The sequence below is a fragment of the Nocardia sp. NPDC051570 genome (genome assembly GCF_044454005.1).
Lineage (GTDB): Bacteria > Actinomycetota > Actinomycetes > Mycobacteriales > Mycobacteriaceae > Nocardia.
In genome coordinates this window covers 209,870-234,481 of record NZ_JBITDI010000012.1, presented here as the reverse complement: position 1 = coordinate 234,481, position 24,612 = coordinate 209,870, and the positions used below count along the sequence as shown (strand labels likewise).

21 protein-coding genes and 1 pseudogene are annotated in these 24,612 nt (G+C 62.8%); 13 read left to right on the top strand and 9 right to left on the bottom strand.

The features are described from left to right. Positions 1-131: 131 nt before the first annotated feature. Positions 132-539, bottom strand: a complete 408-nt coding sequence (locus tag ACIA76_RS28900; protein ID WP_397156079.1) for a hypothetical protein — start codon at positions 537-539, stop codon at positions 132-134. Between the two features lie 777 nt (positions 540-1,316). Here ACIA76_RS28900 and ACIA76_RS28895 point away from each other — a divergent pair. Continuing rightward, the gene (locus ACIA76_RS28895) at positions 1,317-1,916 is read left to right on the top strand and encodes a hypothetical protein (protein WP_397156077.1); all 600 of its coding nucleotides are present in this window, start codon (positions 1,317-1,319) and stop codon (positions 1,914-1,916) included. A 260-nt stretch (positions 1,917-2,176) separates the two neighbouring features. Here the strand turns inward: ACIA76_RS28895 and ACIA76_RS28890 are convergent, their stop codons facing one another. Then, entirely contained in the window at positions 2,177-2,713 is a 537-nt protein-coding gene (locus tag ACIA76_RS28890) for a hypothetical protein (RefSeq protein WP_397156075.1), read from the bottom strand. Between the two features lie 678 nt (positions 2,714-3,391). Here ACIA76_RS28890 and ACIA76_RS28885 point away from each other — a divergent pair. After that, a complete protein-coding gene (locus ACIA76_RS28885) occupies positions 3,392-4,435 on the top strand; it encodes an FAD-dependent oxidoreductase (RefSeq protein WP_397156073.1) in 1,044 nt (347 codons plus the stop codon). Positions 4,436-4,878: 443 nt separating this feature from the next. Next, entirely contained in the window at positions 4,879-5,235 is a 357-nt protein-coding gene (locus ACIA76_RS28880; protein ID WP_397156071.1) for an Lsr2 family protein, read from the top strand. A 666-nt stretch (positions 5,236-5,901) separates the two neighbouring features. Here the strand turns inward: ACIA76_RS28880 and ACIA76_RS28875 are convergent. From ACIA76_RS28875 to ACIA76_RS28865, 3 genes and pseudogenes are all read right to left on the bottom strand, one after another. Next, a complete protein-coding gene (locus tag ACIA76_RS28875) occupies positions 5,902-9,039 on the bottom strand; it encodes a CHAT domain-containing protein (RefSeq protein WP_397156164.1) in 3,138 nt (1,045 codons plus the stop codon). A 12-nt stretch (positions 9,040-9,051) separates the two neighbouring features. Then, positions 9,052-9,237, bottom strand: a pseudogene (locus tag ACIA76_RS28870) (CpXC domain-containing protein); the annotation flags it as partial. A 12-nt stretch (positions 9,238-9,249) separates the two neighbouring features. Then, positions 9,250-9,708 carry a hypothetical protein gene (locus tag ACIA76_RS28865; RefSeq protein ID WP_397156069.1) on the bottom strand — a complete coding sequence of 153 codons (459 nt, stop codon included), beginning with the start codon at positions 9,706-9,708 and terminating at the stop codon, positions 9,250-9,252. 214 nt (positions 9,709-9,922) lie between these two features. Between ACIA76_RS28865 and ACIA76_RS28860 the strand changes: the two genes are divergently transcribed. The 10 genes from ACIA76_RS28860 to ACIA76_RS28815 all read left to right on the top strand — a co-directional run bounded on the left by ACIA76_RS28860 (position 9,923) and on the right by ACIA76_RS28815 (position 22,295). Continuing rightward, complete coding sequence (locus ACIA76_RS28860; RefSeq protein WP_397156068.1) at positions 9,923-10,162, top strand: hypothetical protein; 240 nt, start codon at positions 9,923-9,925, stop codon at positions 10,160-10,162. Positions 10,163-10,280: 118 nt separating this feature from the next. Then, a complete protein-coding gene (locus tag ACIA76_RS28855) occupies positions 10,281-11,006 on the top strand; it encodes a CRISPR-associated endoribonuclease Cas6 (protein WP_397156066.1) in 726 nt (241 codons plus the stop codon). Continuing rightward, a complete protein-coding gene (locus ACIA76_RS28850; protein ID WP_397156064.1) occupies positions 11,003-12,403 on the top strand; it encodes a hypothetical protein in 1,401 nt (466 codons plus the stop codon). The genes ACIA76_RS28855 and ACIA76_RS28850 overlap by 4 nt, the downstream gene beginning before the upstream one ends. After that, on the top strand, positions 12,400-13,452 hold the full coding sequence (cas7i, locus tag ACIA76_RS28845) for a type I-B CRISPR-associated protein Cas7/Cst2/DevR (protein ID WP_397156062.1): 1,053 nt from the start codon (positions 12,400-12,402) through the stop codon (positions 13,450-13,452). The genes ACIA76_RS28850 and cas7i overlap by 4 nt, the downstream gene beginning before the upstream one ends. Continuing rightward, positions 13,449-14,123 carry a CRISPR-associated protein Cas5 gene (gene cas5 / locus ACIA76_RS28840; RefSeq protein ID WP_397156060.1) on the top strand — a complete coding sequence of 225 codons (675 nt, stop codon included), beginning with the start codon at positions 13,449-13,451 and terminating at the stop codon, positions 14,121-14,123. The genes cas7i and cas5 overlap by 4 nt, the downstream gene beginning before the upstream one ends. Beyond that, positions 14,120-16,486, top strand: coding sequence for a CRISPR-associated helicase Cas3' (cas3, locus tag ACIA76_RS28835; RefSeq protein ID WP_397156058.1), 2,367 nt, complete (start codon positions 14,120-14,122; stop codon positions 16,484-16,486). Before cas5 ends, cas3 begins: the two co-directional genes overlap by 4 nt. Positions 16,487-19,226: 2,740 nt before the next feature. Beyond that, complete coding sequence (locus ACIA76_RS28830) at positions 19,227-19,652, top strand: hypothetical protein (RefSeq protein ID WP_397156056.1); 426 nt, start codon at positions 19,227-19,229, stop codon at positions 19,650-19,652. After that, positions 19,639-20,265, top strand: a complete 627-nt coding sequence (locus ACIA76_RS28825) for a hypothetical protein (protein ID WP_397156055.1) — start codon at positions 19,639-19,641, stop codon at positions 20,263-20,265. The genes ACIA76_RS28830 and ACIA76_RS28825 overlap by 14 nt, the downstream gene beginning before the upstream one ends. Before the next feature lie 51 nt (positions 20,266-20,316). Beyond that, positions 20,317-20,997, top strand: coding sequence for a class I SAM-dependent methyltransferase (locus ACIA76_RS28820; protein ID WP_397156053.1), 681 nt, complete (start codon positions 20,317-20,319; stop codon positions 20,995-20,997). Between the two features lie 110 nt (positions 20,998-21,107). Further along, a complete protein-coding gene (locus ACIA76_RS28815) occupies positions 21,108-22,295 on the top strand; it encodes a prenyltransferase/squalene oxidase repeat-containing protein (RefSeq protein WP_397156051.1) in 1,188 nt (395 codons plus the stop codon). 225 nt (positions 22,296-22,520) lie between these two features. On the opposite strand, the gene ACIA76_RS28810 is transcribed toward ACIA76_RS28815, so the two are convergent. The 4 genes from ACIA76_RS28810 to ACIA76_RS28795 are packed head-to-tail and all read right to left on the bottom strand — an operon-like array spanning position 22,521 to position 24,588. Then, entirely contained in the window at positions 22,521-22,997 is a 477-nt protein-coding gene (locus tag ACIA76_RS28810; protein WP_397156049.1) for a hypothetical protein, read from the bottom strand. Positions 22,998-23,013: 16 nt separating this feature from the next. Beyond that, positions 23,014-24,015, bottom strand: a complete 1,002-nt coding sequence (locus ACIA76_RS28805; RefSeq protein WP_397156047.1) for a hypothetical protein — start codon at positions 24,013-24,015, stop codon at positions 23,014-23,016. Between the two features lie 28 nt (positions 24,016-24,043). Continuing rightward, positions 24,044-24,346: a hypothetical protein gene (locus tag ACIA76_RS28800; protein ID WP_397156045.1), complete on the bottom strand. Its 303-nt coding sequence runs from the start codon at positions 24,344-24,346 to the stop codon at positions 24,044-24,046. Beyond that, complete coding sequence (locus ACIA76_RS28795; protein ID WP_397156043.1) at positions 24,346-24,588, bottom strand: hypothetical protein; 243 nt, start codon at positions 24,586-24,588, stop codon at positions 24,346-24,348. The genes ACIA76_RS28800 and ACIA76_RS28795 overlap by 1 nt, the downstream gene beginning before the upstream one ends. Between the last annotated feature and the right edge of the window lie 24 nt (positions 24,589-24,612).

The following is a 24,612-nucleotide window of genomic DNA, read 5'->3' as shown; positions in this document are numbered from 1 at the left end:
AGTTTCTATCGCGTCGTCATAATCGAGTGTGGGGGAGGGCAACGTCATGTGGGAGTGGAGTCGATCCGTCGCCGAGCGAGCCGCGGCTGCCGGGTGGAGCGGATGGCAGCGGCGGCAGTCGAAACCAACGATCACTGATCCCGAAGACTGGAAGGTGAGTGCCGACCGCGATCAAGGTGACGGGCACACATCACACTGTCTCGCTGCGCCGTAGCGCCCGCGACGCCGCGATCATCGCCGCGCTGCTCTATACCCGCGCCCGAGTGGAGGAGTGCGCGGCGCTCGACCTCGAGGACGTGGCCATCACCGCATGCACCGGCCGAATCCGCCTGTGCGGCAAGGGTGACGAAGTCCACGACGTCACCCTGCCCGCGGTGGCGCGGCAGCGGCTGGCGGCATGGATCAAGGTCCGCGACAACCAGCCCGGCCCGCTGTGGATCGGGCAGCGCGGCCGGTTGACCATCTCCGGCATGACCCAGGTCGTCCTCGCAGTCGGCGCCCAGGCATCCCCGCACGCGTGTCCCGACGGATGGCGGCATACAGCTCCTTCGACACACGAGGCAACAACGACCGACTTCCAACGAGGCACTGCGAAGCACGAGAAGCCTTCCGCCGCGAGCAGTATCACCTCATTCACCGACACGAACATCGGCATAGCACAGGCGCCGTCAAGATTCACCGACAGACGACGTCACAGATCACCGATGTGGTCACCTGTGGATCGTCGGGATTCCCTTCCAAACTTACGCCGTTGGCGGGGATGTCCTGTCTCGTTGATGTCGAGGCAGTCTCACTCATCTGAGGTATCTGGCGCGTCGTCTCATGTAGTTTCTGCAGCGCGTGTTCGTTCTCATCGGAGTTGGCGCAGATTCTTGCGAATCCGACGCATCCTGGGTTTTTCTCATATATCTGACGCAGGGTCGTTAACGGGCCCCGCGGCTGGCGGCCCCGTCAGGACCACTGCCAGCACCGATGGCGGAAACGTCACGGCGTACACCGTATCCGGCCCAAATACGTCAAACACGGTACCGTCTGGTCTGGTTGGGCGCGGATGTGGAAGTAAGAGGTGGCCGAAGATGAATCCGCACGATCGAGGGCAACCACCACGGGACTCCGGGCAACTGCCAGCACGGCAGGAACCATGGTGGCCGCAGCCGCGGGAAGGCGGCTATCCGTCTCAGCCGAAGCGGTATTCGAGCGGGTCGCCCCGGTGGAATACGCCTGGGGCTTATCCGGCGAAGTATCCCGGTGCGCCGAGCCAGGAGCCGCCGCCGAAGCGGCCGAAGTCCTCCGGTACTGGGTGGATCATCGCCGCGATGCTTGCCGTAGCTGCCGTGCTGGGTGTCACCGCGAGCGTTGTCATGAATCGCGATAAATCCGATTCGCAAGCGGATGCGAGCGCATCCGCGCTCGCCCCGGCGACCACCACCGAACCGCCGGTCGTACCGCTGGCTCAGCCCTCCGAGCGGCTGAGGTACACCGAATACGGCAACAAGAACTGGGATTTCACACTCGGTGCGGCCACCCTGCACGCCGACTGGGTCGGCGGTCGTGACTACCCGGACTGTCGCGCGATCGACCAGACGGGCAAACTTGCCGATCGCGGCTGCCAATACGCTGCGGAGTTGGTATATCGGGCCGAGGGCGGCTGCCTGATGTTGACCCAGTTCATTCTGGCCATGCCCGACGCGCGCGCGGCGTCCGAGGCGGTCGGCCAACTCACCGCCGCAGATCTGAAGCTGCGGCAGGGCACCTTCATCGACAACTTCGCCACCAGCAAATGGAAGGACGAAAGCCACCGGCAGTTCGTCGTGATCACCGTGGCAACAGCCACCATGGACCTCGACGAGGCGACCGCCACGAAATACTTGGGTAACCGCCACTCCGACACGATCAACGCGCTCGCCCGCCGTTAGCGCCGGATCGGCCGACTCCCACCGCGCGCCCCGCACCAGTGCTCGTTGATACGCACTGACATGAGGGGTGTGGATCTGGGGTCGGCGAGCCGGTCGAAATCCGTTCGGCCACACCCCCACTGGCACAACATATCTCACGATTACGACCGGCCCCCGGCCGCAGCGCCCGGACAGGTCTCAGGTTGCGTCAGATACGTGAGAATCTGCGTCGAGTTCGGTGAGAACGAACAGCGCGGGAGCGGTGGGAGGGTCGGGCTGGCTCAAGGCGTTGCGCGGCCATCAGCGCGGTGGATGCCCCACCAGGTGGAGCCGAGCAGCAGAGTTCCGGGGGCGACCCCGGCGATCGCAGCGATGGTTGTTTCGGAGCATCCGTAGGTGGCCAGGATCAAGCCCACGGCGCCGCATGCTGCCATCGCTGTGCCGAGCCAGCGAAACGCTGGTTGCCGCCAAACGGTGGCGAGCCCGAAGAAGTGCAGCCCGACCACGAGCGCGATCCAGGCCACGGTTGCTCGGGGAGTGTGCAGCAACCCATTGATGACAGCGATCCCTGCCAGTCCGACGACCGCCTCGATGGCCACCACAATCCAGTAGCGTCGTCCGAAGTTCGTTCCTGACACGGAGACCGGCGGCCGAAGAACGCGAGTACGCCGCAGCACGACCAACAGCCCAAGGAACACGGCGATCGCGAGCACCCGCAGGGCAACACCGATGATCAACGGCAGGGCACCGGCGTTCACCTCGATGAACACCAGTCCGAATACACCGCCAATGAGTCGGCCGGCCTGATCCCTTGTCATGGCGCAAGCTTCACCGATGCGTGTCCGCGACGCAAAGCGAGCGGGTCGCCGACGGTGAGGAAGGCGAAGGCCATTACGCTCCGTCGGCTCCTGGCGCTCAACGTAAGACGCCGCGCTCGAAGCATGCGCCGACTCGGATTGCCTCAGGATCAGCAAGACAACGCAGCCCATTGCTCGTCTCACCGACCTGAGGCCGTTTGCGAGGCTCCGACGTTGCTGGTGGGCTGACCCCCGTCAACACGCTCCAACTTTCAGACGGCTGTGATGGGCAGCGATCCTTGGTCAGGTCAGGATGTCGATAACGCATGCGTAGTGAAGGCCGATCCGAAGTCATGTCCGGTGATGAACATGCTGAGCTGGCGATCGCGATCTTGCTTGTGTTCCAATGTCTTTCATGCTTCATGGGACCGGCCAGAAGAGCGGCAGCGTGCCTTGTCAGTTGGAGGACGGGTTGCACATCGGCATCCGACAGGACCCTCCGTCCCGGACGCCGGGATCTGGGTGCTTTTGCCCGCATGATCACCTGACGCGAAGCCGACCATCCATCGAAGTTTGTAGTGCCGCGCAGGATCGAGAAACGCCTCGTCACCACAATTCTCGCCGAACGATGACCAGGCTCCCTCGCGAGCACCGAGTTCGCCCACAGCTACACCCATCTGGCCCGAAAGAGGTAATACAGTGGTCACCGTGATTGGCGGCGGAATCGCTGGCACAGTCCTGGCAGGCGCGCTGGCTCGCCACGGCCGCGCGGTCACCGTCTACGAACGCCGACCCACAGTTGGCAGTGGTGCATTCCTCGTACTCGAAAGTCGCAGCCACGAAATCCTGGCCGGACTCGGTGTCTCGATCGACCGTCTCCACGCGATTTCCCACCCGCTTACCGGCCTCCGCTTCGAATCCCGACCCGATCACATCGAAGCATGGCCGAGCAACGGGCATCGTCTCTACTTCCGACCGGACTTGATGAACGTACTCACCGACTTTGCCCGCACCACCTCGGCCGAATTCCACTACGACACAACCATAACCGCAGTAGATCCCACTACCGCCACGCTCATCAGCTCCAGCTCCAGCTCCAGCACCACCATCGCCGCCGACGACTTGACCATCGCCGCCGATGGCATCGATTCGGTCGCCCGCGCACATCTCGAACCGGACCGCCGCGCCGAATACGCAAGCCAGATCCTCATGTTCGGCATCCCCGACCATCCCGTGCGCCCAAGTACGGAGAAGTCCGTCCTCCACTTCATCGACGGCCCCGCCAACGCGGACGGGAACCCAACCGGAACCTTCGGGCACTTCTGGAACGACCAAACAGCGATCTGGTTCGCCAGGATTACCCAGCCGCCAATACCACTCAACGAGACCGGGTACCAGCCGGCCGCCGACCAAGCCAGCAGCATCCACGCTGCTATACCCTCACTTCCCCGCCTCATCGACACCATGCTCGACAACACTCAAGCCGTGCACCTCTACAACAGCCGGACCGTCCCGCTCACCACTGCCAAACCGCCGCGAACCTCTCTAATCCTTTGCGGGGATGCCGACCACGCCATCACACCCGCCGCAGGCATCGGCGCACGCCAGGCTCTTCAAGACGTCGCCGCCCTCCATCACGCCATACTGACCGGCAACAGCCCATCTCAGGCAATGGCCACTCGCCGACGAGAAATCATCGCAGAGCGCCAACAGCTCGCCTGGCCGGCATGTTTGAACAGCTGACCTTGAGATGCCCCTGCCACATGCCAAACTGAAGCATCTGAAACGGCAGTGCTTTGGTAGGGAGAGGCTCGATTTGCTTCGCAAACGTATCCTGCTCGGGCACGCAACTGCGCAGCGATGACCGCTTTGTCCAATTCGTCAGAGTGTCCCCCGATCCCGTGGCTGAGGGTGTTCCGCAGCATCCCGGGTACCGACACGGAGCGTGACACAACCGCACAGACGGCGAGCGGCTGGGCGGCAGTCTCCCTATCGATGTTGGCTACGAGAACTGACCGGGTTGCGCAGGCTACTCGGCTGCGTCGTCCGCCCCCCTCCGTCCGTATCGTAACGGACGAAAGTTCCAGCCCGCAGTAGAGCGCAAAGCGGGAAATATCCCCGCCGAGTAACATGGACAAAACGTTCTGATAATTTGTGTGACCATCGATCGGTGCTAACCTGAAACAATGGCAAAGAAGGTTCAAATCGAGTTGTTCGACGACCTCACTGGCGAACGGATCGACACCGATATCGTACCGAAACCGACGGTACTGTTTTCCATTGACGGGAACGACTATGAGATCGATCTTGGAGTAGGCGGCCAGGACAAGTTCTACGGAAAGTTGAAGCCGTACACGGCCGCTGCGCGCCGCGTTCGGAGCACGAGAGGGACCCGACAGGGAGGCGCCGCCACCAAGGACGGTGTAGCCAAGGAGACGCAGTCGGCCGCCCGGAAATGGGCGATCGAAGTGGGCGAACCCGTCTCGCATCGCGGCCGGGTCCCGCAGGCGATCGTGGACAAATACCTCGCCAACAAGAAGTGAACCGGAGAGCGGGTACGGGCCGTAGGCGCGTACCCGCACGGATCAACGACCACCGACTGGCCAGAATAGAGAAATCGGTTTCTGCGCGCCCTCTATGGAGAATGCCCGCGGCAGCTAGTTTGGCAACGTGACCTTGTAGACCTGTAGGTCATTCGGCACATTTTCGACCTTCCAGTCGAATATGCACACCACTTTTGTGGACCTCCCAGTGGCCCCCGCTGATCTTCCTGACTGCCAGGGTTTTGCCCGCGTCATCGTCGACCTCGATCGACCCGCCATCACGAACTGGTGAGCTGGGGAAGCCTCCGCAGCTGTTGCCATCGTTGTATTAGCAAGGTTATGCCGGTGCGCCGGAGATTCACAGGGTCTGCGTCAACGCAACATAATCGGCTATCGGATGTTCGTCGAGTCGCGAGCTGCGGTCAATAGGGACTCGAACTGAAGATGCGAAAGTCCCAGTGTCGGTGACTCATTCGGCACCCGAGGCCGTCGAACATACTCGGCTGGTGAGTGCTTGAGGGCCCCGTCGATGACGTAGGTGCGATAGAACCCGGTCACGACGGCCATCCGACGGGCAACGGTTGCGGGTTTGAATCGGCGGACCTCCCGCTGCCGCGCAGGTTGGCCAGCCTGACGCCATCGGCGAGGGTCGAGGAAGCCGCGCATTCATATGCCCCATGCCGTGAATGCTGCCCAATGGACGGGCGAGGCGAACGGATGCAACGCGCCCTGCGCAGGATCGACGTATCGCTGCGCGAGCCCAGCCAGATGCGGGTGCGACGTGAGATACCGCAAAAGGTCCTGCGATGTCAGGCCGCGCAGCCAGAGCCGGGCCTGTCGGAGGGCCGGAACTGGAGGCAGTCCGGCGGCCAGTACGTACTCATAGAACCGAGTCATCAGGATTGCGGTCACCCAGTCGTCGACCTGCCACAGACTCGTTACCGCACAGGCCGCGCCAGCGGCAAGGAACCCTGCCGGGAGCCCACGAAACTGATCGGGCTCGTGGACCACTTCGTAGTGGCCCGACTGGCAAGCGCTGGCCACTGCCAGTCGACACCTTGGGAGTTGATGTTTCACCAGGCTGTCCATGTCCAGATGACCTTCGGCGAATGCCAAGGAACCGCCGGCGAGGGTGCTGGCTTTGCCGTGACAGCTGAGGTGCAGGTAGGATGCGTCGCCGAAATGGTCGAGGGCCCATCCGGTCGTGGCCTCGGGCCCCGTTGCGACCCACGTGCGTGCGCTCGGCGACAAGGCGGTCTGGAAGATGTCGACGATCTCGGCGAGTTCGGCGCGGCTGCCGGGCAGCGAGCCGTCGGGATCGGCGACGGCGACCAGGCATGGCGGCGATTCCGCGGAACGTGCGGCCTTGGAACGAGCAGCGGCGAACAGCGCTGCGGATGGGGCGACGAAGACCGTGCCGATGTCATCGAGCACTGTCTCATCGTCGATCGGCACCGCGTGCAGCGGAGCGAGTGCGAGCAGTCCTGTTGGGATGACGACGACTTCGCGCTGCGGATTGTTCGCGAGCAGGTCCGCGACCGGGCGAAGCAGCGGTGCCAACGCGGCCAGACCACGCAGGGCGGCAGGTAGTTCACGCCTGCGGGTGAGCGCCCCGGCGTCCTGCCACATCAGTAGTCCTGGAGTTCTGGTTTTCGCGTTCGCGACGAGCTGGTGAGCAATGGTTTCACTGGTCACCTCCGGGACACTGATTGCGTGTACCGTGGGTGGCGTCGCGGCACTGTCGGGCACCGGATTGATGACGAGGACGTAACTGCCCCCTGGTGCATTCGCCAAATACACCAGCGGCACCCCACCGCAAGCGCGCACGACATCGGCCCATTCCTCTGTGCGCAGAAAACCCTCGAAGCCGGGAATCGCGCGAATCTCGTCGGTTACAGCCCGCAAATCGCGTTCGGCTCTTGCCTGTTCATCCATTGCATCGCCGACTCCGTGGGGGCGCGCCATGACCGGCTCCGCGATCGACGTGCGGTATCGAGTGTTCGCGTGCCGGTACCGGGCGGCCATTGTGGGATCGAGGTGTTCCAGAGCGTCCAATTCGGCGGCATCACGGCCCGCAATGACCGAGAACTCGCGGGCCAGCCCGTGTTCGAGTGCTTCAATCGCACGTTCGCCGCGCCCGGCCCGAGCCAGCGCTACGGCCGCCCACCGTGCAAGACGTGACCCCTCGGCAAGCACGCTGCGTCGACCGGCTACGGTCACCTGCGCGTCGTAGAGGGCGTCCATGGCGACGACCATGTCCGCTGCCACGTCGGCGGCCTCGGTCCAGCGGGCCGCCGATGCGTACAACTCGAACAACTGCCCTGCGATGTCGAGATGCAGCGCTGGCGAAACCCGCGCCGGAGCCGCGGCCAGAGCCTCGCGGTGAAGGCGAAGGCCCTCGGCGCTCCCCGATCCGTGAATATGTCCCTCGGCCTCGGCGAGTAACCGCTTGATATGGGCCGTCTCGCCGATCCACCGGCGTGTCGTGGCCAGACCAAGCGCCACTGTCAGCACGTTCTTCGCCCCCACTACGTCGGGCCGATCGCGCCTCAACAATCGTCGGGCCAGATTGCATTGCAACCGCAACCACAGCAGCGTCTCGTCGGCAGGGCTCAAATGTGCGAGAGCATTCCGATAGCACTGCTCTGCACGGGACAGGTCGCCCGGCTCACCGCGACGCTCCAGCAGCATGCCCAAGTTGATCATCGAGTATGCCCAGTTGACCGTGTCGCGTTCGGCAGAACGTTCTTCGAGTCCTGCCGAGATATGCGCGAGGCCATCAGTCAGGTCCGCGGCGTCACGGTCCGGCCGCTCGGCCAGATGCAACCCGTAGTTGGTTTGAATCATCGACCACATGTCCGGGTAGGCCTGACGGTCCACAAGCGCCGCGGCGGCGTACAACCTACGCGCGTTCTCCCAGTCCTCGCCGCGATCGCCGTCCCCGCGCAGGCGAATCAGACCGGCAAGAACGTTGGCCGCCCACGCCCACTGCACACTGCCCTCCGGCAGCCGACTCAGCGCCAGTTCGAGCACGGCCACCGCTTCCGACGGGTCGGCCTGCGACCCGTCGCCGATCGCGAGTGTCAAACGCTCACCGAGCATGGCGGCGAGATCGGTTTCGATCCGCTCCTCCCCCACCTGCCCGGCAAACCTCAGCGCCGCCCGCATCAGCGCAATGCCCTCGGGTCCGTCGGCATCCACTGCCTCGCGATACATGGCATACGCCCGCGTTCTCAGGTCGTGGCCGTACGCTTCAATGGCCGCGAAGTGGCGTTGAATCGCCACGGTAGGCGGGGTGCGTCCGTCACATAGCTCGTCGAGCAACCGTTGCCGCATCCGCAACCCGACTTCGACCTCGCTGCCCACCGCGGCGCGAAGTTCCCTTTCCCCCGCATCACGCACAGTCGTACCAGTCGTCAGCTCTGGATGTGTACCGATAAGCTCCAGCACTTGCGCGGGCGGGCTCACGACAATGGCATAGAGCAACTCCGCGATCCGAGCGAGCCCACGGCCCACGGCCACGTTGTCGAGGAAGACGCGGTAGTGCGCGGCCACCGACGCATCCTGCGCCGCCAACTGGCGACACGCCGATTCGGGGTCCGCGACGTCACGGTCGAGGTCGCGCGAGAGCGCAACCGCGACCAGCTCGCGGGGCAGCGGAATCGGCGACCGCACCACGGGATGTCCATTGAACGCGCCCGCACGGTCGGCTTCCTTCAGCAGGATGCTCGTCTGGGGCCCTGGCCCACCATGAAGAAGTTCGGGCATGGGTGTTGCCAGAAGCAGCGGCTCGGGCGAACCCAAGCGGATCACCAGAAGCGGCGACTCGATGTAGGTCCTAGCTGTGCATGCGGGGCAGTCCACCCACGATAGGCCCGACCCCACCTCGCTCAGCACATCTGGACGCTCGCGTGCATCGATGACACGCCACACCGGTACCGTACGTTCTTGATGACACTTCTCGCAGCGCCACGTGTAGGGCGCCCTCGCGGAGACCGTCACCTGAATGACCTCTCAATCCCCTAATTGTCGTCCGCCACCGATGCGCGAATACAGCGCGCTCAGCACGCGACCGAGCGCGGACTCGCGCACGGCCTTCTTGTGAACGGTCAAGCTCCATCGCCCGCGTACGTCTCGCTTCACCACCACCTCGGTCTGAAGCAGCGCGAGAACGATAGCTGTTACCGAAATAGTCACGGGATCAATGCGTTCCGAAGGCGAGAGAGCATAGTCCACCGCTTCTTGCACCGTGCCGCGATCGGCGTCCGCGAGGTACTCCAGAGCACATCGAGCCAGATCGGCATCGGACACCACGGGGATGTCAATCGCCCCCTGCGCCTGGTCGACCTCCAACGACAGTCGCTGCGCCGCCCCTCGCAGTCCGCGCTCGTCCAGCAAAACCGACAGTGCGCACACCGCCTCCTCGTCGGACAGCGCTCGAATATCCCGCTCAAACCCATCCTTGTTCAGCATCCCCAAACCTCGCCTCCGCCACCCGACCTCAGTTCAGCATATGTTTGTTGCACGATAGATCGGCGTGTCGACACGTGTCGCGAAAAGCTCTTTCCAAGAGAGTGGTTCGTCTCCAGTGACTGTTGATCAGGTGTTGAGCTGGTGAAACACGGTTCGTGCTGTTGTGGTGGTCGGCCAGCTTCTATCGTCGGTTACGGGGGTGGCGGAGGCGGTGATGACGTCGTGGCTCGAGGAGCTGGAGCGGCGGGAGACGGTGGCCCGGGGGCGGGCTGAGGAGTTGCGCGAGCAGATGGCCGAGTTGCGCGAGCAGTTGGCTGCCGCCGAGCAGCAGTTGTCGCGGCTGGCGATCACGCGGGAGACGATGCTCGAGTCTTGCGTGCGCCCGGCGAGGCTGGCCGGCTGCCGGCGGAAGCTGGTGTCAGCGGTGGCGAGGATGGCCAGACCGACAATCTAGTCTAAGGCGAAGTTGCGCAGAGGGTTTCAGAGCTAGCGCATGTTCTCGTTTCGGCCAACTTGTCGGTGGCCGTCGGTACGGTTGCCCAAGCGCTTCGCCCTGGGGAATAGGAGGTTCCGTGAGGCTGCGAGTTGGGGTGTCGACATCGGCGCATGCGATTCCGTGGAAGAGGGTTCTCGAACCCGGCCGGGCGGTTTGCTACACGTTACTCAGAGCTGCTGCTCCGGTGTTAGCTGACAGGCTTCATGAGCAGGGGTTCGGTCGGCACGGGATGGTGCCGTTCGGGTACTCCGGCCCGGTCTTCCCTCAGGCGAGGAAGCGGCGCGGCGTTTACGCCGCGGGCGGTCGGGGCTACCTGGAGCTGGGTAGTCCGCTTCCCGAAGTGGTGGCCGCGTGGTCGGTAGCTTTGGCTGGGCGGGATCTACTGGACTGGGGCGGTGTCGCGCTACGCGTTCACGGCATCTCGCTGGTCGAGACGGCGGTCGAAAGAGGCTCGGCGCGGTTGCGGACACGAACTCCGGTGGTGATGAAGGGATCTGGTCGCGACGATGGAGGCGAGCGGTCGACGCGACAAGCATGGGTGCTGCCGACCGAGCCGGAATTCCACCACTACTTCGAACAGAACCTGCGCCGTAAGGCCGAGAGCCTGGATCTTGCGCCCGATGTGTCGTTGGAGCAGATCAGCTGGGTGGGCCCGAAGCGGTCATTCGCTGTGGGGGACGGGCTGAAGCTCGGCGCCTCGGTCGAGGCCGAGCTGAAGGGAAACCCACTCGTACTGAATGCAATTCGAGACTGGGGTTTAGGCCAGGCCAACTCGGCAGGCTTCGGCTGGGTGGCTGCATGAATTCCGCACCTAGCGCGTCGGGTCACGGCGTGCGGTTGACCGCACACCCGTTGCAGCGGGTCGGCGCATACGCGCTGCTGGCCCTGGCTGGGGTAGCAGACCAGCAGCGGTCGCCGGAATCGCTCACGGCCGCGGAGTTCAAGCACGCATGCCGCCGCATGACCGCTGATGTAGTAGCCACAGCCGATCTGCCGGATACGAAGGCTCCACAAGCGTTTTGGCTCTCGGCGAGTTATCTGTTGTGGCCGAACTCGAAGATGAACACCACCAACCGCAAGTCGTTGTCCATTGCCGAGCGACGTACACAGATAGGGCGGTGGCGCAGCTACTCGGCCACGGTGCTGGATGTTCCATGCGCGTTGTGCGGAGTAGCCGCGTGCGGATTTTACGGCAAGGTCGATGTTCCCCTCGGCGCCAGTGTCGAGCACCGCAATACCACCGTGCCGGGGCACGAGGGGATGGCTTTGTGCGTGGGTTGTTTAGCCAGCTTCCATGCTCTGCCGTATGGCTGTTCGATCCGGGGCGGTCGGGCCGCAGCGTTGCACAGCTGGGATGATGATGTGCTGGCCAGGATGACGAGACGGCAAGTGCACCGCACTCGACAACAGGCGCTGATGTCAACTGGCGACACGACTGCAACGGGCCGGTACTCGCGGGAAGTCGAAGCGCTACAGGGGCTGCGCAGATACGAACATCCGATGCGGGCCGGGGTGGAGTTGTATGTGTTCAGCAACTCCAACAAGCAACAGGCATTGGATGTGCACAGCATCGAGCAGCCGTTGGCGGAGTGGCTGCGCGAGACTTTGCATCCGGGCCAGCTGGGCAGCGGGTTCCGGTATCTGGTTCGGGCACACCATACTTCGAAGACGCTCGGGTCAGTGCGTCTGGCCTACAACGCGTTTCATCTCCCCGAGCGTTTGGCTGGCACTGCGGTCGCGTATTTGGCCCGGTTGACCGATGCCTTGGGTGGGCCGCCGGGGGAAACGGTTGAACTCGTGGCTTTGTATCAGTCGTTCGTGAGAGAGGTGCTCGGCGTGACGCAGCGTGAGATAGACCAGATCGAACAGCTCGGTGACCGGATCGGGCAGCTACTGCGCACCAGGCCGGAACGCGGCACGCTCAAGGAATTCGAGCATGTGCATTCCGAACCGAACAAACTGCAGACGTGGCTGAAGAAACAAGCAGTGGACTGGACGCTTCGGAGAGAGGTGTCCGAACCGCTGGTCAGCACCGAACAGTGGCGGCTGCTGTTTGAGCCAGGTGATCGGGTCCGGCTCCACCGTGATCTGCTGTTCATTTCGGTGCTGCAGCACTTGGCGAAACAAGGCTGGCTCGCCGACGCGGCGACTGAGCGGAACGACCAGGACGACAATCTTCTTGTAGAGGAGCGGCAGTGACCTATCTGGTGGGCAAGATCGCGCTGGACATCACCGCCGGTGCGCCGAACAATGGCCGCGGCGACAGCAACGTTGGTGAAGTCAAAAAGATGTGGATTGGACGTAATCTCCATCCGTATGTGTCGGCGCAGGCGTTCCGGCGATGGCTGCGCGACAGCCTGCCCGATGACCTCCCGGTCTCGCCGGTGACGCGGTCAGGGTCGGGAGCCAACCAGCAGGCCTACACCGCCGGTCGCCCGGATCTGTATCTGGACGACGACCTGTTCGGCTATATGGTTGCGCTGAAAGGCGGTAGCTACCAACGCGATACGGTTCTGGCGACAGGCACCCTGGTGTCGGTGACGCCGCAGCGGCCGACCCGGGATTTCGGCACGATGAGTCGAGGGTTCGGAGCCGACGAAAACCCGGTCATTCACGAGCATGAGCACTACACCGCGCAACTGGCTGGCGACATCCTGCTGGATCTGCCGCGTGCAGGGGTTTTCCAGTTGGAAGGCAGCGGGTTGCGCCGCAATCTCACCGCCGCTGCCGCGGAGGAAGCCGAAACCGCGGGCGCACAGAAGACTCTCTTCCGGAGGATCGCGAGCATTGCGATGCCGATCGAGGAGCGGCGCCGTCGCGTGTCGGTACTGCTGAACACGCTGACGGAGGTCCGCGGCGGCGCGAAGCAAGCCCTGCACTACGGTGAACGATCTCCAGCGCTGGTGCTGCTGGCGCCACTGAAAGGCGGTAACAATCCGTTCACCCGTGTCCTGACCGCCCAGGCGGTGCGCGAAGACCAGGGCTACCCGCACCGGGAGACAGTGTTCGACCCGCAGGTGCTGCGCGAGGAAATCACCGCGTGGTCCGACGAACTCGACGGCCCGGTCTTTCTCGGCTGGGCACCAGGATTCCTCGGCGACCAACGTGACCATATCCGCACCGAACTCGACGACCTGATCTCAGCTGGAACAGTTGTGCTCGACCACCCGCGAGTGTTGTTGCGCGGCTTGGCCAAACAGATCGAAGCCGGCGAGCACGACGACTGGTTCGAGGACCAGGCGCGGTGACTGCCGCACTGGAAGTGACTGTCACGGCGGCGGTAGCGTCGTTCCGCAACCCGCTGTATGCCGGAGTGCAGGTCGGATTGCCGTGCCCGCCTCCCGCCACGATCGGGGGCATGCTCGCTGCTGCGGCCGGAAGCTGGGACCAGGTGCCGTTCGACCTGCGTTTCGGTGCCTCGTTCACCGCAGCCGGGGGTGGTGTGGACCTTGAGACCTACCACCCTCTCGACGGTCGTGGCCGAACGACTCAACCGACCCCCAAAGACCGTGACTTCCTTGCCCACGTTCAACTGACCGTGTGGCTGATCGACGACATGGACTTTTGGGAGCAGACGTTGCGGCGTCCGGTGTGGCCGTTGCGACTGGGCCGCAGCCAAGACCTCGCCACCGCCCGCACTCGACACATCGAGTTGAGCGACTCGACCGGCCGGCAAGGCTTTGCCATCACGCCTGAACATCTCACCCGAGCGGGCACGCTTCTACGGCTACCGACCGCAGTGAGCATCGAGCGTGCCCGCACCTGCTGGGATGGATACCGGTACGCCGCAACCGGATCCGACACCCAGATCGACACCGGCCTCAGTACGATCCCCGAGGGCACCGACGAATTCAGTCAGGCCGTGGCCCTGGTGACCGGACTACACCCCGCCCAGTTCGATACCACGGCAGCCCGATGAACGAACTGCAGCGGCTACGCGCCAAGAGCCCCCGGCCAGGAGCGCCACACGGTGAAGCGCTCACCGAGCACCTCGCCGCAACGCTCGTCGGGGCTGAACTCCTCAAACAGCGCGTCGGCCGCATCGCGGTGGTGCCGGAACGGTTTTGGACCTGGGTACTGGTAGCGGCGCTGTTACACGACGCCGGAAAGGTCGCCGACGGCTTCCAACTGATGGTCGCCACGGCCACAGGGCCCCTATGGAGGTACCGGCATGAGGTGTACTCGCTAGGGTTCGTCGCCGACCTGCTCGCGAAATGGCCCCAGCACGAACAACTCTGGGTCGCCATCGGGGTGCTCACCCATCATCGGCCGCTGACCGGTCTCGCCGGATGGGCAATCCTGCCGACCTACCGAGACGACGATCCGGTCCAGTTCGCTCGGCGGTTCGGAACCGTCGATCCCGCCGCCGCAGCAGCACTGCGGGATTGGCTGGCTCGCGTGCTGACCGGCACCCGCCTCACCGACGCCGTCTCCGACACGTCCGCCGGGGTTGGAGAAGCCGGTCATCAACTGCTGGAAGCGATCCGCGAGGAGTGGGAATACGACGATCCCGGCCCGATCTCGTGCCGGACCGCAGTGCTGATGCAGGGTGCGGTCACCTTCGCCGATCACGTCTCCTCCGCACACGGTGTCCTGCTAACCGAGCAACCCCTCGGAGCGGCATTCGCGCTGCAACTGGTCACCAGCATGGAGACCTCCGGAAAACCGTTGCGCCACCACCAACGCGAAGCGGCCGCGGTCGGCAAGCATCTGCTGGTGCGCACACCGACCGGATCCGGCAAAACCGAAGCCGCGCTGCTGTGGGCGACAACCCAAGTCGAACAGGTGAAACAGACCACCGGCGGCCAGCCTCGGGTGTTCTACCTGTTGCCCTATCTCGCCTCCATCAACGCGATGACCGACCGACTTGCGGACCTACTCGGCGACAGCGATGTGGTCGGGGTCGTGCATTCGAAAGCCGCCACCTACCACCTTTCGCGTTCCCTGTGTGCCAGTGAGGATCTCGACGACACCGACGCCGCGCAGCTGGCAGTCTCGAGAGCGGCGGCGACCCGGCTGTTTCGTGAACTCGTCCGCGTGGGCACCCCGTACCAGCTGCTGCGGGGAGCGCTCGCGGGCCCGGCCTGCAGCTCCGTCCTCATCGACTCGGCCAACTCGGTATTCATTCTCGACGAGCTACATGCCTACGAACCGCAGCGACTCGGCATGATCCTCGCGATGATCGAGTTCTGGACGACGATCGGCGGACGCATTGCTGTCGTATCGGCAACACTTCCGCACCGGCTCGAGAAGCTCCTCACCATTGCGCTCGGTGAGCGCGATCTGACGGTAGTGGAAGCAGGCAATCAGCCGTGGCCGCAACGACATCGGCTGTGTCTGCGCCACCCGCACCCGACCGCACCGCAGTCGCTCGCCGAGATCGAAAACCGACTCCGCGCCGGGCAATCGGTTCTCGTGGTGGCCAACAATGTGGACGATGCCCGCGCTATCTACTCCGCCCTGGCGCCTCTCGCACGCGAACTCCATGGTGACCACGCCGCGCTGCTACTGCATTCGCAGTTCAAAACCGGCGACCGTGCCGCGATCGAACGGCGCATCCGCGACCGCTTCGGCACTGACCAGCCGTACCAGCCCGGCCTACTCGTAGCCACACAAGTCGTTGAGGTCTCCCTTGATGTGTCATTCGATGCTCTGCATACCTCCGGCGCACCACTGGACGCACTGATTCAACGCTTCGGCCGGATCAACCGCACAGCCGACCGGTCACCTGCTGACGTCGTCGTGCACACCCCCCAATTCCGTTCACGGCATAACGGTGCTGACGAGTGGGCCGACGGCGTCTACGACCACAGGCTCACAGAACTCACGATGAACATCCTGACCGCTAACGATGGTGTCCTGCTGGACGAACATCAACTCGGCTGCTGGCTCGACGAGTTGTACCAATCTGATTGGGGCGACAGGTGGGAAGCTGCCGTCGAGCGCAGCCGCCGACAGTTCCAAGAGGTGTTTCTCAGTTTCAGCATGCCCTTCGACGACACACGCGCTAAATTGGCTGACACATTCGATGAACTCTTCGACGGCATCGAAGCCATCCTCGGCAGCGACCTCATCGCTTACAGGCAGGCTCTCACTGCGACGTCCGACGTCAGAGCAGGGCGACTGCTCGGCAGCCAATTCCTGATCCCCCTGCCGCACCACGCCCGCCGGAACAGCACCTACGACAGGAAACTGAAAATCCACATCATCCGCGCCGACTACGACGCCGAGACCGGCCTCGGCCAGATCCACGACAGCCGCACCTATCAGCCGGAGGAGTGATCTGGGATCACCCAGCAGCACGACACTTCAAGCAAGATCAATTAGCGACACGCCAAGCTTGCATGCACTACCAACGGTTCGCTGCAGAATCGGCGTCAACCCCCGGGCCAAGTACCCGCCTCATCAGCAGTTTTACTGCAAGGTTCTTATTGGCCCTGCGAGGGCTCGTAACAGCCTGGCCCGCAGGCGGAGCCAGGGCGTCATTGACGGTCAGTTCTCATCGTCCTGACGAGGGCTCGCCGCAGCAACTGGGTCTCGTTCTTTCTCAACTACACAGCCAGGTCTCATCGGCCCTCCGAGGGCTCGCAACAACTTCGTCCATGGCTTGCCGCTGTTGCGGTGTCGCGTTCTCATCGGCCCTTCGAGGGCTCGCAACATCGGAATCCAGTCCGGCAGCGGTTGTTTCCACTCGATCCTCATTGGCCCTACGAGGGCTCCCAACTCGCAGAACGCCCGCTGCACGGTCATACCGCGTAGGTTCTCATCAGCCCTACGAGGGCTCGCAACGCCTCCCACAATGCGTAACCGCTGCCCAGGCACATGGTTCTTATTGGCCCCTACGAGGGCTCGCAACGTGTCATTGCGGACCAGCAGCGCGCCGACAGTCACATGTCTTCATCGCCCCTACGAGGGCTCGCAACACCGTGCACCGCTGGGCACGCACCGGCCGGATTTCAAAGAGTGCCGACACGGTTCTTATTGGCCCTACGAGGGCTCTCAACACGTATTGGCTGCCGGACCAGCGGTAGATCTTGCCTGTGTGTTCTTATTGGCCCGACGAGGGTTCGCAACTCATTGATCCGCAGGAATTCGCTGGCCTGTCCCGTGCGTTCTTATCGGCCCTACGAGGGCTTGCAACCCCTTGGGTGGGGGTTGTTGTCAACGGCGTGCCAGATCCAGTATTCGCGTGCCGTCGACAGGGGTGACGTGGATGCGGGCGGAGAGTTCTCATCGCCCCTACGAGGGCTCGCAACCTGTCGGATGCCCGCGAGCACTCCGATCGGACCGCAGTTCTTATTGGCCCTACGAGGGCTCGCAACGTGAACAGCAGTTTCACGGCCCACGCGAGCAGACCGGCGTTCTTATTGGCCCCTACGAGGGCTCGCAACTCGTAGCGGGCCAGCAGGGTCAGCACATGCGCCTCGGCGGTTTTCATCGGCCCTACGAGGGCTCGCAACGAGAGGACTTCTTCCCGGTCCGGATACCATCGGTGCGGTTTTCATCGACCCTACGAGGGCTCGCAACCAGTCGGTGCTGGGCGGATCGGTCAGCTACGTCACCGGGTTCTTATTGGCCCTACGAGGGCTCGCAACATGTATTGGCTGCCGGACCAGCGGTAGATCTTGCCTGTGTGTTCTTATCGGCCTTGCAAGGGCTCGCAACACCTCGTCCGGCCCGACCTTCAGCACCGCGAGCACGTTCTGATTGGCCCTATGAGGGCTCGCAACTCGTAGATACCCTCGGGGTGAGTGCCGAGATAAACGTTCTTATTGACCCTACGAGGGCTCGCAACCGGACATGATGGCCGCCGACGCGGTGATCGCGCCGACTCGTTCTTATCGCCCCTACGAGGGTTCGCAACTTGCCGCCGATCAGCGCCCGCAGCACCATCGACTCAAGTTCTCATCGCCCCTTCGAGGGCTCGCAACTTGTGGTGGTAGGTGTTCCACATCGCGCGCAGGGCGCGCTCGCTTATCATCGGCCCTTCGAGGGTTCGCAACACCTGGTGGGTCAGCCACCTCGATGCCCATTTGCGGGTTCTCATTGGCCCTACGAGGGCTCGCAACACCTGCTGATGCGCCGCCTCCTCGACGCCGAGGCTGGCTTGCGTTCCTATTGGCCCTACGAGGGCTCGCAACGGTATCGGAGACCCCGTAGCCCGACATGACCGGCCACACGCCGTTCTCACCGGCATTACGAGGGTTCGCAACCATAACCCGTTGCGGTACAACGTGGTTGTCCCCGTTTGTGCTCCCTCAGCTGCCTGACGAGGGCTCGCGGCTAGAGTTCGGTGACGGTCACACAGCTGTTGATGCCGCGGTCTCCGACCTGACGAGGGCTTGCAGCAGGAACTGATTTCCGTTCTTTTTCAACTACACAGTCAGGTCTCATCAGCTCTACGAGGGCTCGAACCCCATGGGCGACAAAGCGATGGACTCGGCGATCGGTGGTTCTTATCGGCCCTACGAGGGCTCGCAACACAATCTTGGTCGGGGTGCCGCTCCACGTGAATGAGTTCTCATCGGCCCTACGAGGGCTCGCAACATCGGCCGGTCGCGGTGCTAGCCGCTGACGTGCTGCAGTTCTCATTGGCCCGACGAGGGCTCGCAACCAGCCGGTCCGACCACCACAACCGGACTTCCGTCAGCCCGATACACCGCGACCGAACCGAGAACCCCGAACTGCACGATCGCCAGTATGCCCGCACATGACGTGCCGACATCCCCTGCCCCGGCACGCCAGCGGACCAGTGCGCCAGAGACCAGGACAGAACGATCGACTCGGCCGGCCCGCAGCACCGGAAACATTACGAGTCCAGAAGGCCAGCACACCGTCGATGCAGGAACTCTGCCATCAAATCGGCAGCGATTCGCAAATATTTACACCCCACGCCCGACTCCTCGCGAAGCAATGTCAAGCAACGGAAGATATACCTATGCCGCCACCGGCGCCCTCCGCATCTGCCATCACGCAACCCGAAGCCGCAAACCGACCATTCCGGGTGTACTTCGCACGAGCAATGGAAGGCGAGGCCCGGCGGGACGTAGAAAATCTTGCAGACACCGTCAGGCGAGAGCTGAAGCATGTCGGTATGGACATCGTGGATACTTTTGCGGAGGTAGCACTCCCGGCCCCGACAGCACATTCCGCCGAGTTGGATCGAGTCGCCGAACACGTGGTATCGAGAGACCTCGAATTGCTGGAGGAATCGGATGTCGTGCTTATGGACATGACCATCTCCAGCAGGAATTACATCGGATGTTCCTGCGAGCTCGTATATGCTCGCCTGCTGAATCTCCCAGTCTTTGTGTATGTCGGCTCAACCGGCTATGCGGAACGGTACTGGCTCAGATATCACGCCACATCGATTGCGAAAACCCGTAGCCAGAGCATCGACGAGATAGTTGCATGGAGCAGACGGGCAACAGAATATGACAACGCTTGATTGCTTCCTGTGCGGCATCCTGCCGCAGGCGGCCACCACCCTACCCTGGCACGACCGTGTTCTGATGTCGCGCAAGGGTATTGGATACGCAGTCCCCGCTCTCGGAGCGCTTGCTCCCGGACATGTGCTGGTTGTACCCGAAGGGCACTGGACCTCCACAAGCACAATATTCGATGGAGCACATGACTTTTCGGTATTCGCAACGCAGGTACTCAGAAGAGTCGAGGTTATGTTCGGCCCGACCACAGTGTTCGAACACGGTACCTGTTCGGAGGATATCCGTCGCTCCGCATGCGTCACACATGCACACCTCCAGATGATTCCGGGCATCTTTTCGCTTGCCACACTCGCCGACACCAGCCCTAGGTGCAGCCTGCGATCGCTTGCGGAGTTCATCGGCTCGGGTCGCGAACCGCGAGGATATGTTATGTACCAGGAGCCCGGGAATGCCGTACAGTTCATGCCTGATCCTCAGATATCGCAGATCGTACGCCGCCACATCGCGGCAGCACTCGGCCGTCCGTTCGAGTGGGACTACCTCGCATATCCGAATGGCAAGTTCATAACACAAACCATCGAAGCATTCTGTCACGCCCGAAATACGGACAAATAGAAACATGAACGAACAACTGGATCGACACCCAACCGAAGGAGCATGTCGCACATGACCGCGCACAACGGCGTGTCGCAACTTGACATCTGGGACGAATGGCACAGCGAACGAGATATCTGCAACCGGACCAGGTCTCAAAAAGAACTCGCCACTCAGCTGGCCAGCTCACTCGGCTCGATCGAAGGCAAGGCGATCCTCGATGTCGGATGCGGCCAGGGGATCGACTCGATTTGGTTTGCAAACAATGGCGCAAAGGTCTATGCATTCGACCTTTCCTCAATCGCAATAGGGAAAGCCAAACGTAACGCAGAATCGGCGGGCGCTGATGTGACATTCTGCTGCTTCGACATCCGAAACGGACAATTGCCAACCTTTGAGATGGCGGAATTCGATGGCGTCTTCTGCAACCTCTCCCTCCATTACTTCACCGATCGGATAACAAGAATGCTATTCTCGGAAATCTATTCGGCCACGAAGTGGAACGGCGTATTCGCCTTCACGGTGAAGTCGGACAATGATCCTTACTACGCACTGGGTGACAAAATAGAGGAAAGGATGTATCGGAGGAAGGGGCATGTCCGACATTTCTTCACGGTTGACTACACGCATGAAATGCTTTGCGACTGGAACATTCTAAATATCGATGAGACGATAGACACCTACGAGAGCGACGCACCAAGCGCGATCATAAGCGCCGTAGCCAAAAAACAATCTCGAAAACAACTACTGTGACCATTAGATTCGATCTGACTTCCCTTGACCGTGCAACCGAGAGAACATTCGAGCTGCTGCGGGGGACGCATTCCCGGACAACGCCGAACGGTAGTGGGTGGTACCACCGCTTGGATGATCCGAATCCTGGCCCGTCCGCTACCGCTGTCGCTCTGGAGCTCTTCTATCGCTGCACGGTTCCGTCGCCTTTCCTGCAGGATGGACTGACATTCTTGAAAGCACGGCAGGTTGCTAGCACGGAGATAAAAGCGGACGGTGGATGGGCCGTCAATACCAGTTTCGGACACCCGGTCCTGGAGGCTACATCCGTTGTCACCAGGTTCCTCGGCACAGCGAGGGTGGAACTCCTGGCCGCCGGTCCCGATATCCGCCGCGCGGTCGCATGGATTCTCAACAATCAGGATCCCTGCGGAGGCTGGGGCTCGTTCTACGGTCAACCGCCACGGACCTGGCTCACCGGCCTCGCTCTGCAGGCACTGAATGCCGCAAATCCTCATGAGCCTTCCATTGGGCCGGCGGTGGACTGGCTGCTGCGCCAGCGATCGCGTACCGCGCCGACAGCGTGGGGTGAGTCCCACCTTTCGGATCCGACCGTGGTTCATACTGCCTTCTGTCTGCTGGTTCTGCGGCAGTTGACCGGCCTCCTAACCGATTGGCAATATAGCGATGCGGTTGCCGATGGATACGAATGGCTTATAGACAACCTTGATCCGACGACGATATTCGACAACGCTTCGCGTGTGGAAAGCTACAACATCACCGGAATAGTGGATGACCGGTCCGTCACTTGGCACGGTCAGATCTGGCATCATGGCCTGCCATATGTGTTCTCCGCTTTGATGAGGCATCCCGAGGGCACTCCGCCCGCCGCGTTCAATGCGCTCGCTACAATCGTAAGAACGCAACTTCCGGATGGCCACTGGCCGAATGTCGACGGGTCTGCACCCAGATCGATATGGGACGTCTATCCGTTCATTGTGGCGATTTCCGATGCGCGCACGCTGACTCCGTTCTCCGGCCAGGAACGCCTGGATTGGTTGCGCGACGATACTATGCTGGCGCGCCGCGGAAAGGCGCGGAACCAACGCTTGGAGACTTTGGGATGGAAAGTTCGCAGCACCTGGCTGGGAACGACGATGAAAAACCATTGGGCAACTATCCTACTGATAATCTGCATTGTATTCAGCATTGTCCTTTTTGCCCTGAATCGAGTCGAGGTCAAGGATATAGCGTTGGGGTTGTTGCTTCCACTGCTCCTGTTTTTTGTCCAAGAGGGCCGTAGACGAAGGCGGCAGTAGCACAATACGAGGGCGGACGGGACGATGGCCCGTAGGGGCGGAGTAGCAGTGCTGCGGTATTGAGCGTGGTTCGGCCTGTGCTGGAGCATGGGTAGCCGGAGTTGGCAGTTTTTGTGACGGCGAGAGCCGGGCTTCAGGCGGTAACGAGGATGACGGGGCGGCGGGTCCTGGTTGAGATCTGCTGCGCACCAACGCATCACACGCAGATCGTCCACAATCATCTCGCTACTCGCTTCCGTTCGATCGCAACCACCCGAAAACCCCTCCCAGATCGCCCGAGAACGCACGAACCGGTCCGCTCCCGGAGTCCGGCATGGTCGGCGGCACGGAGGCGTGTCTCCGGCGAGATACCGGCTTCCGAGGTTCGTGCGTTCGGACCTTCGACACGAACAGCGCCCTTGCGGCGGCACGCTGTTCCGCGGTCGCTGGCCGTGCCGTCGGTAGCTCTGGCCGATACTCCGGCGCGTATCCCGGAGCTTTTGCCGCTGAACGGATTCGGGCCGTGACGTGTCCCGGCATGATTCGCTCGGTCTGTTCGGCGTAATGGGCGCGGACCGCCTCAGCCGCCGCCTCGGGTGTCCAGCGGGCACGGTGGGCGGCGTCGAGCCACGAATCGACCATGAGGGAGTCGATGTGGCGGGAGTCGTACGACTGGGCGAGCTGGAGCAGCGCGACCACGGTGTCACGGGGATCGCTGGCCATGCGTTGCCTCCTCAGGTCAGGCGGTGATCGCGCGGGGTGTCCCGAACCCGGTCAACGCGTCGTCTGCGCGTGTAGTCGGTGGAACGGGAATGCCTGCGGCGCGCAGGATCTCGGGATTCGGGTGGATCTTGAGCGCTTCGGCCTGGGCGAACTTCATTTCGGCCGGAGTGAGCTGGCGGCCGTTCGACATCACGGGGCGCTCCGCGGCTGCCCGGCCGAGCTGGGAGCGGGGCGGTAGCGGGTCGTCCGACCAGCGTTCGCCGTTGAGCCACGTTGCCGGGTGCGGGATGAACTGCTGCTCGGGCAGGTTGGGGTCAGCCGCGAACCGGGAGGCACCGGCAAGGATCGCTTCGGGGGTTGCCTTCGCGATTGCCTTGGCGTAGGCCCGGCGGGCTCCGCCCTTGTCGGTGCGGCGCGGGTAGGTCGTCCAGAACTCGGTGAAGCCCGGTGGAAGGGTCGCGGTCGGCGTCGGCCGCGCAGCGGTCGATGGAGTGTTTTTAGTACCTACGTAAGTAGGTACTTCTTTATCTACTTCTTTTTCTGGCACGTTTTTGCTAGGCGTTTGGTAGGCGTCTGCTGTAGCACTGGCTAGCCGTGCGCTACCAGGTTTGGCAGCGTTCCGGGCCTTGGCCTCGCCGCCTTTGCGGCCTGCTGACCTGCGTTGTTCGCGCTTCGACTCGACTTCGGCGCGGCTCTGCTGGTGGTCGAGGTAGTCCAAGAACAGCACGCAATCTGTCGGCAAGGTTCTGCCCGAGCTGGACTCGAATTCTGCGCGAATCGCGTCGCAATCCGGATGGAATCCGGACGGAATCCGGACGATTTCGCCCTTCCGGAACTCGATGGCGACACCGGTCGCGAGGACCGCGTCACGGTCTCGTTTGGTCGCCAGCCCGCGCCACGTCGCGGGGTCGACGACGCCGTCGGTGAGGTATTCGCCGCAGTGGCACCACGCCTCGACGACGAGGAACTTCTGTGCCTTGGTCAGCCCGGCAAACTTCGGGTTGCGGGGCATGTCCACGGTAATGGTGATGAACGGCCGGGAATCTCTAGGCATGAGTGGTCACGACCTCTCCGCGTAGGTCGTCCTCGTCGACACCGAACTCCGATGCGATCCGATAGACGACGGCCGCTGCATCGAAACCAGCCAGTGCCCAAGCGCTTTCGGAGGTTCCGGGTAAGTAGTCGCAGACGCCTGCGAAGCCCCGCCAGAACGCTTGACGGCAGCCCGGAACGAGCCCGGCAAGATGGGCGCGGGACATGCCGTCGCGGTACAGCTCGATGGAGACGTTCTCGGCCGCGTTACGGAGGCGGGCGGGGTAGAAAGCATCGATGACAAGACAGTTGCCCATCAGGCGGCCTCGCATTCTGTTCGGGCGATGTTGGGGCGCAAGTGGATAGAGTCGCGGATGCGTGCGGTGGTGTAGAGGCTCCATCGCGTGTGCTCGGCGATCACGCGATTGGTCATTCCGTCGGCGACCAGCTGGCGGACCAGAAGCCGTCGGCCATGCGGGGTGAGAACTTCGGCGGGCAGGGTGCCGGCCTCGGCTCTCGTGTAGGTGATTGGCTGCTCGGCCTTGTAGCGGGCGAGCATCGTCCATGGGTTGTGCCTGAAGGT

Bases quoted from the DNA above. Each gene is read 5' to 3' on its own strand.
- ACIA76_RS28880 (WP_397156071.1), top strand. From the start codon at position 4,879: ATGGCAAAGAAGGTTCAAATCGAGTTGTTCGACGACCTCACTGGCGAA.
- ACIA76_RS28865 (WP_397156069.1), bottom strand. From the start codon at position 9,708: ATGCTGAACAAGGATGGGTTTGAGCGGGATATTCGAGCGCTGTCCGAC.
- ACIA76_RS28830 (WP_397156056.1), top strand. From the start codon at position 19,227: ATGGAAGGCGAGGCCCGGCGGGACGTAGAAAATCTTGCAGACACCGTC.
- ACIA76_RS28890 (WP_397156075.1), bottom strand. From the start codon at position 2,713: ATGACAAGGGATCAGGCCGGCCGACTCATTGGCGGTGTATTCGGACTG.
- ACIA76_RS28810 (WP_397156049.1), bottom strand. From the start codon at position 22,997: ATGGCCAGCGATCCCCGTGACACCGTGGTCGCGCTGCTCCAGCTCGCC.
- ACIA76_RS28900 (WP_397156079.1), bottom strand. From the start codon at position 539: ATGCCGCCATCCGTCGGGACACGCGTGCGGGGATGCCTGGGCGCCGAC.
- ACIA76_RS28895 (WP_397156077.1), top strand. From the start codon at position 1,317: ATGCTTGCCGTAGCTGCCGTGCTGGGTGTCACCGCGAGCGTTGTCATG.
- ACIA76_RS28825 (WP_397156055.1), top strand. From the start codon at position 19,639: ATGACAACGCTTGATTGCTTCCTGTGCGGCATCCTGCCGCAGGCGGCC.
- cas3 (WP_397156058.1), top strand. From the start codon at position 14,120: ATGAACGAACTGCAGCGGCTACGCGCCAAGAGCCCCCGGCCAGGAGCG.
- ACIA76_RS28860 (WP_397156068.1), top strand. From the start codon at position 9,923: ATGACGTCGTGGCTCGAGGAGCTGGAGCGGCGGGAGACGGTGGCCCGG.
- ACIA76_RS28795 (WP_397156043.1), bottom strand. From the start codon at position 24,588: ATGCTCGCCCGCTACAAGGCCGAGCAGCCAATCACCTACACGAGAGCC.
- ACIA76_RS28820 (WP_397156053.1), top strand. From the start codon at position 20,317: ATGACCGCGCACAACGGCGTGTCGCAACTTGACATCTGGGACGAATGG.
- ACIA76_RS28800 (WP_397156045.1), bottom strand. From the start codon at position 24,346: ATGGGCAACTGTCTTGTCATCGATGCTTTCTACCCCGCCCGCCTCCGT.
- ACIA76_RS28850 (WP_397156064.1), top strand. From the start codon at position 11,003: ATGAATTCCGCACCTAGCGCGTCGGGTCACGGCGTGCGGTTGACCGCA.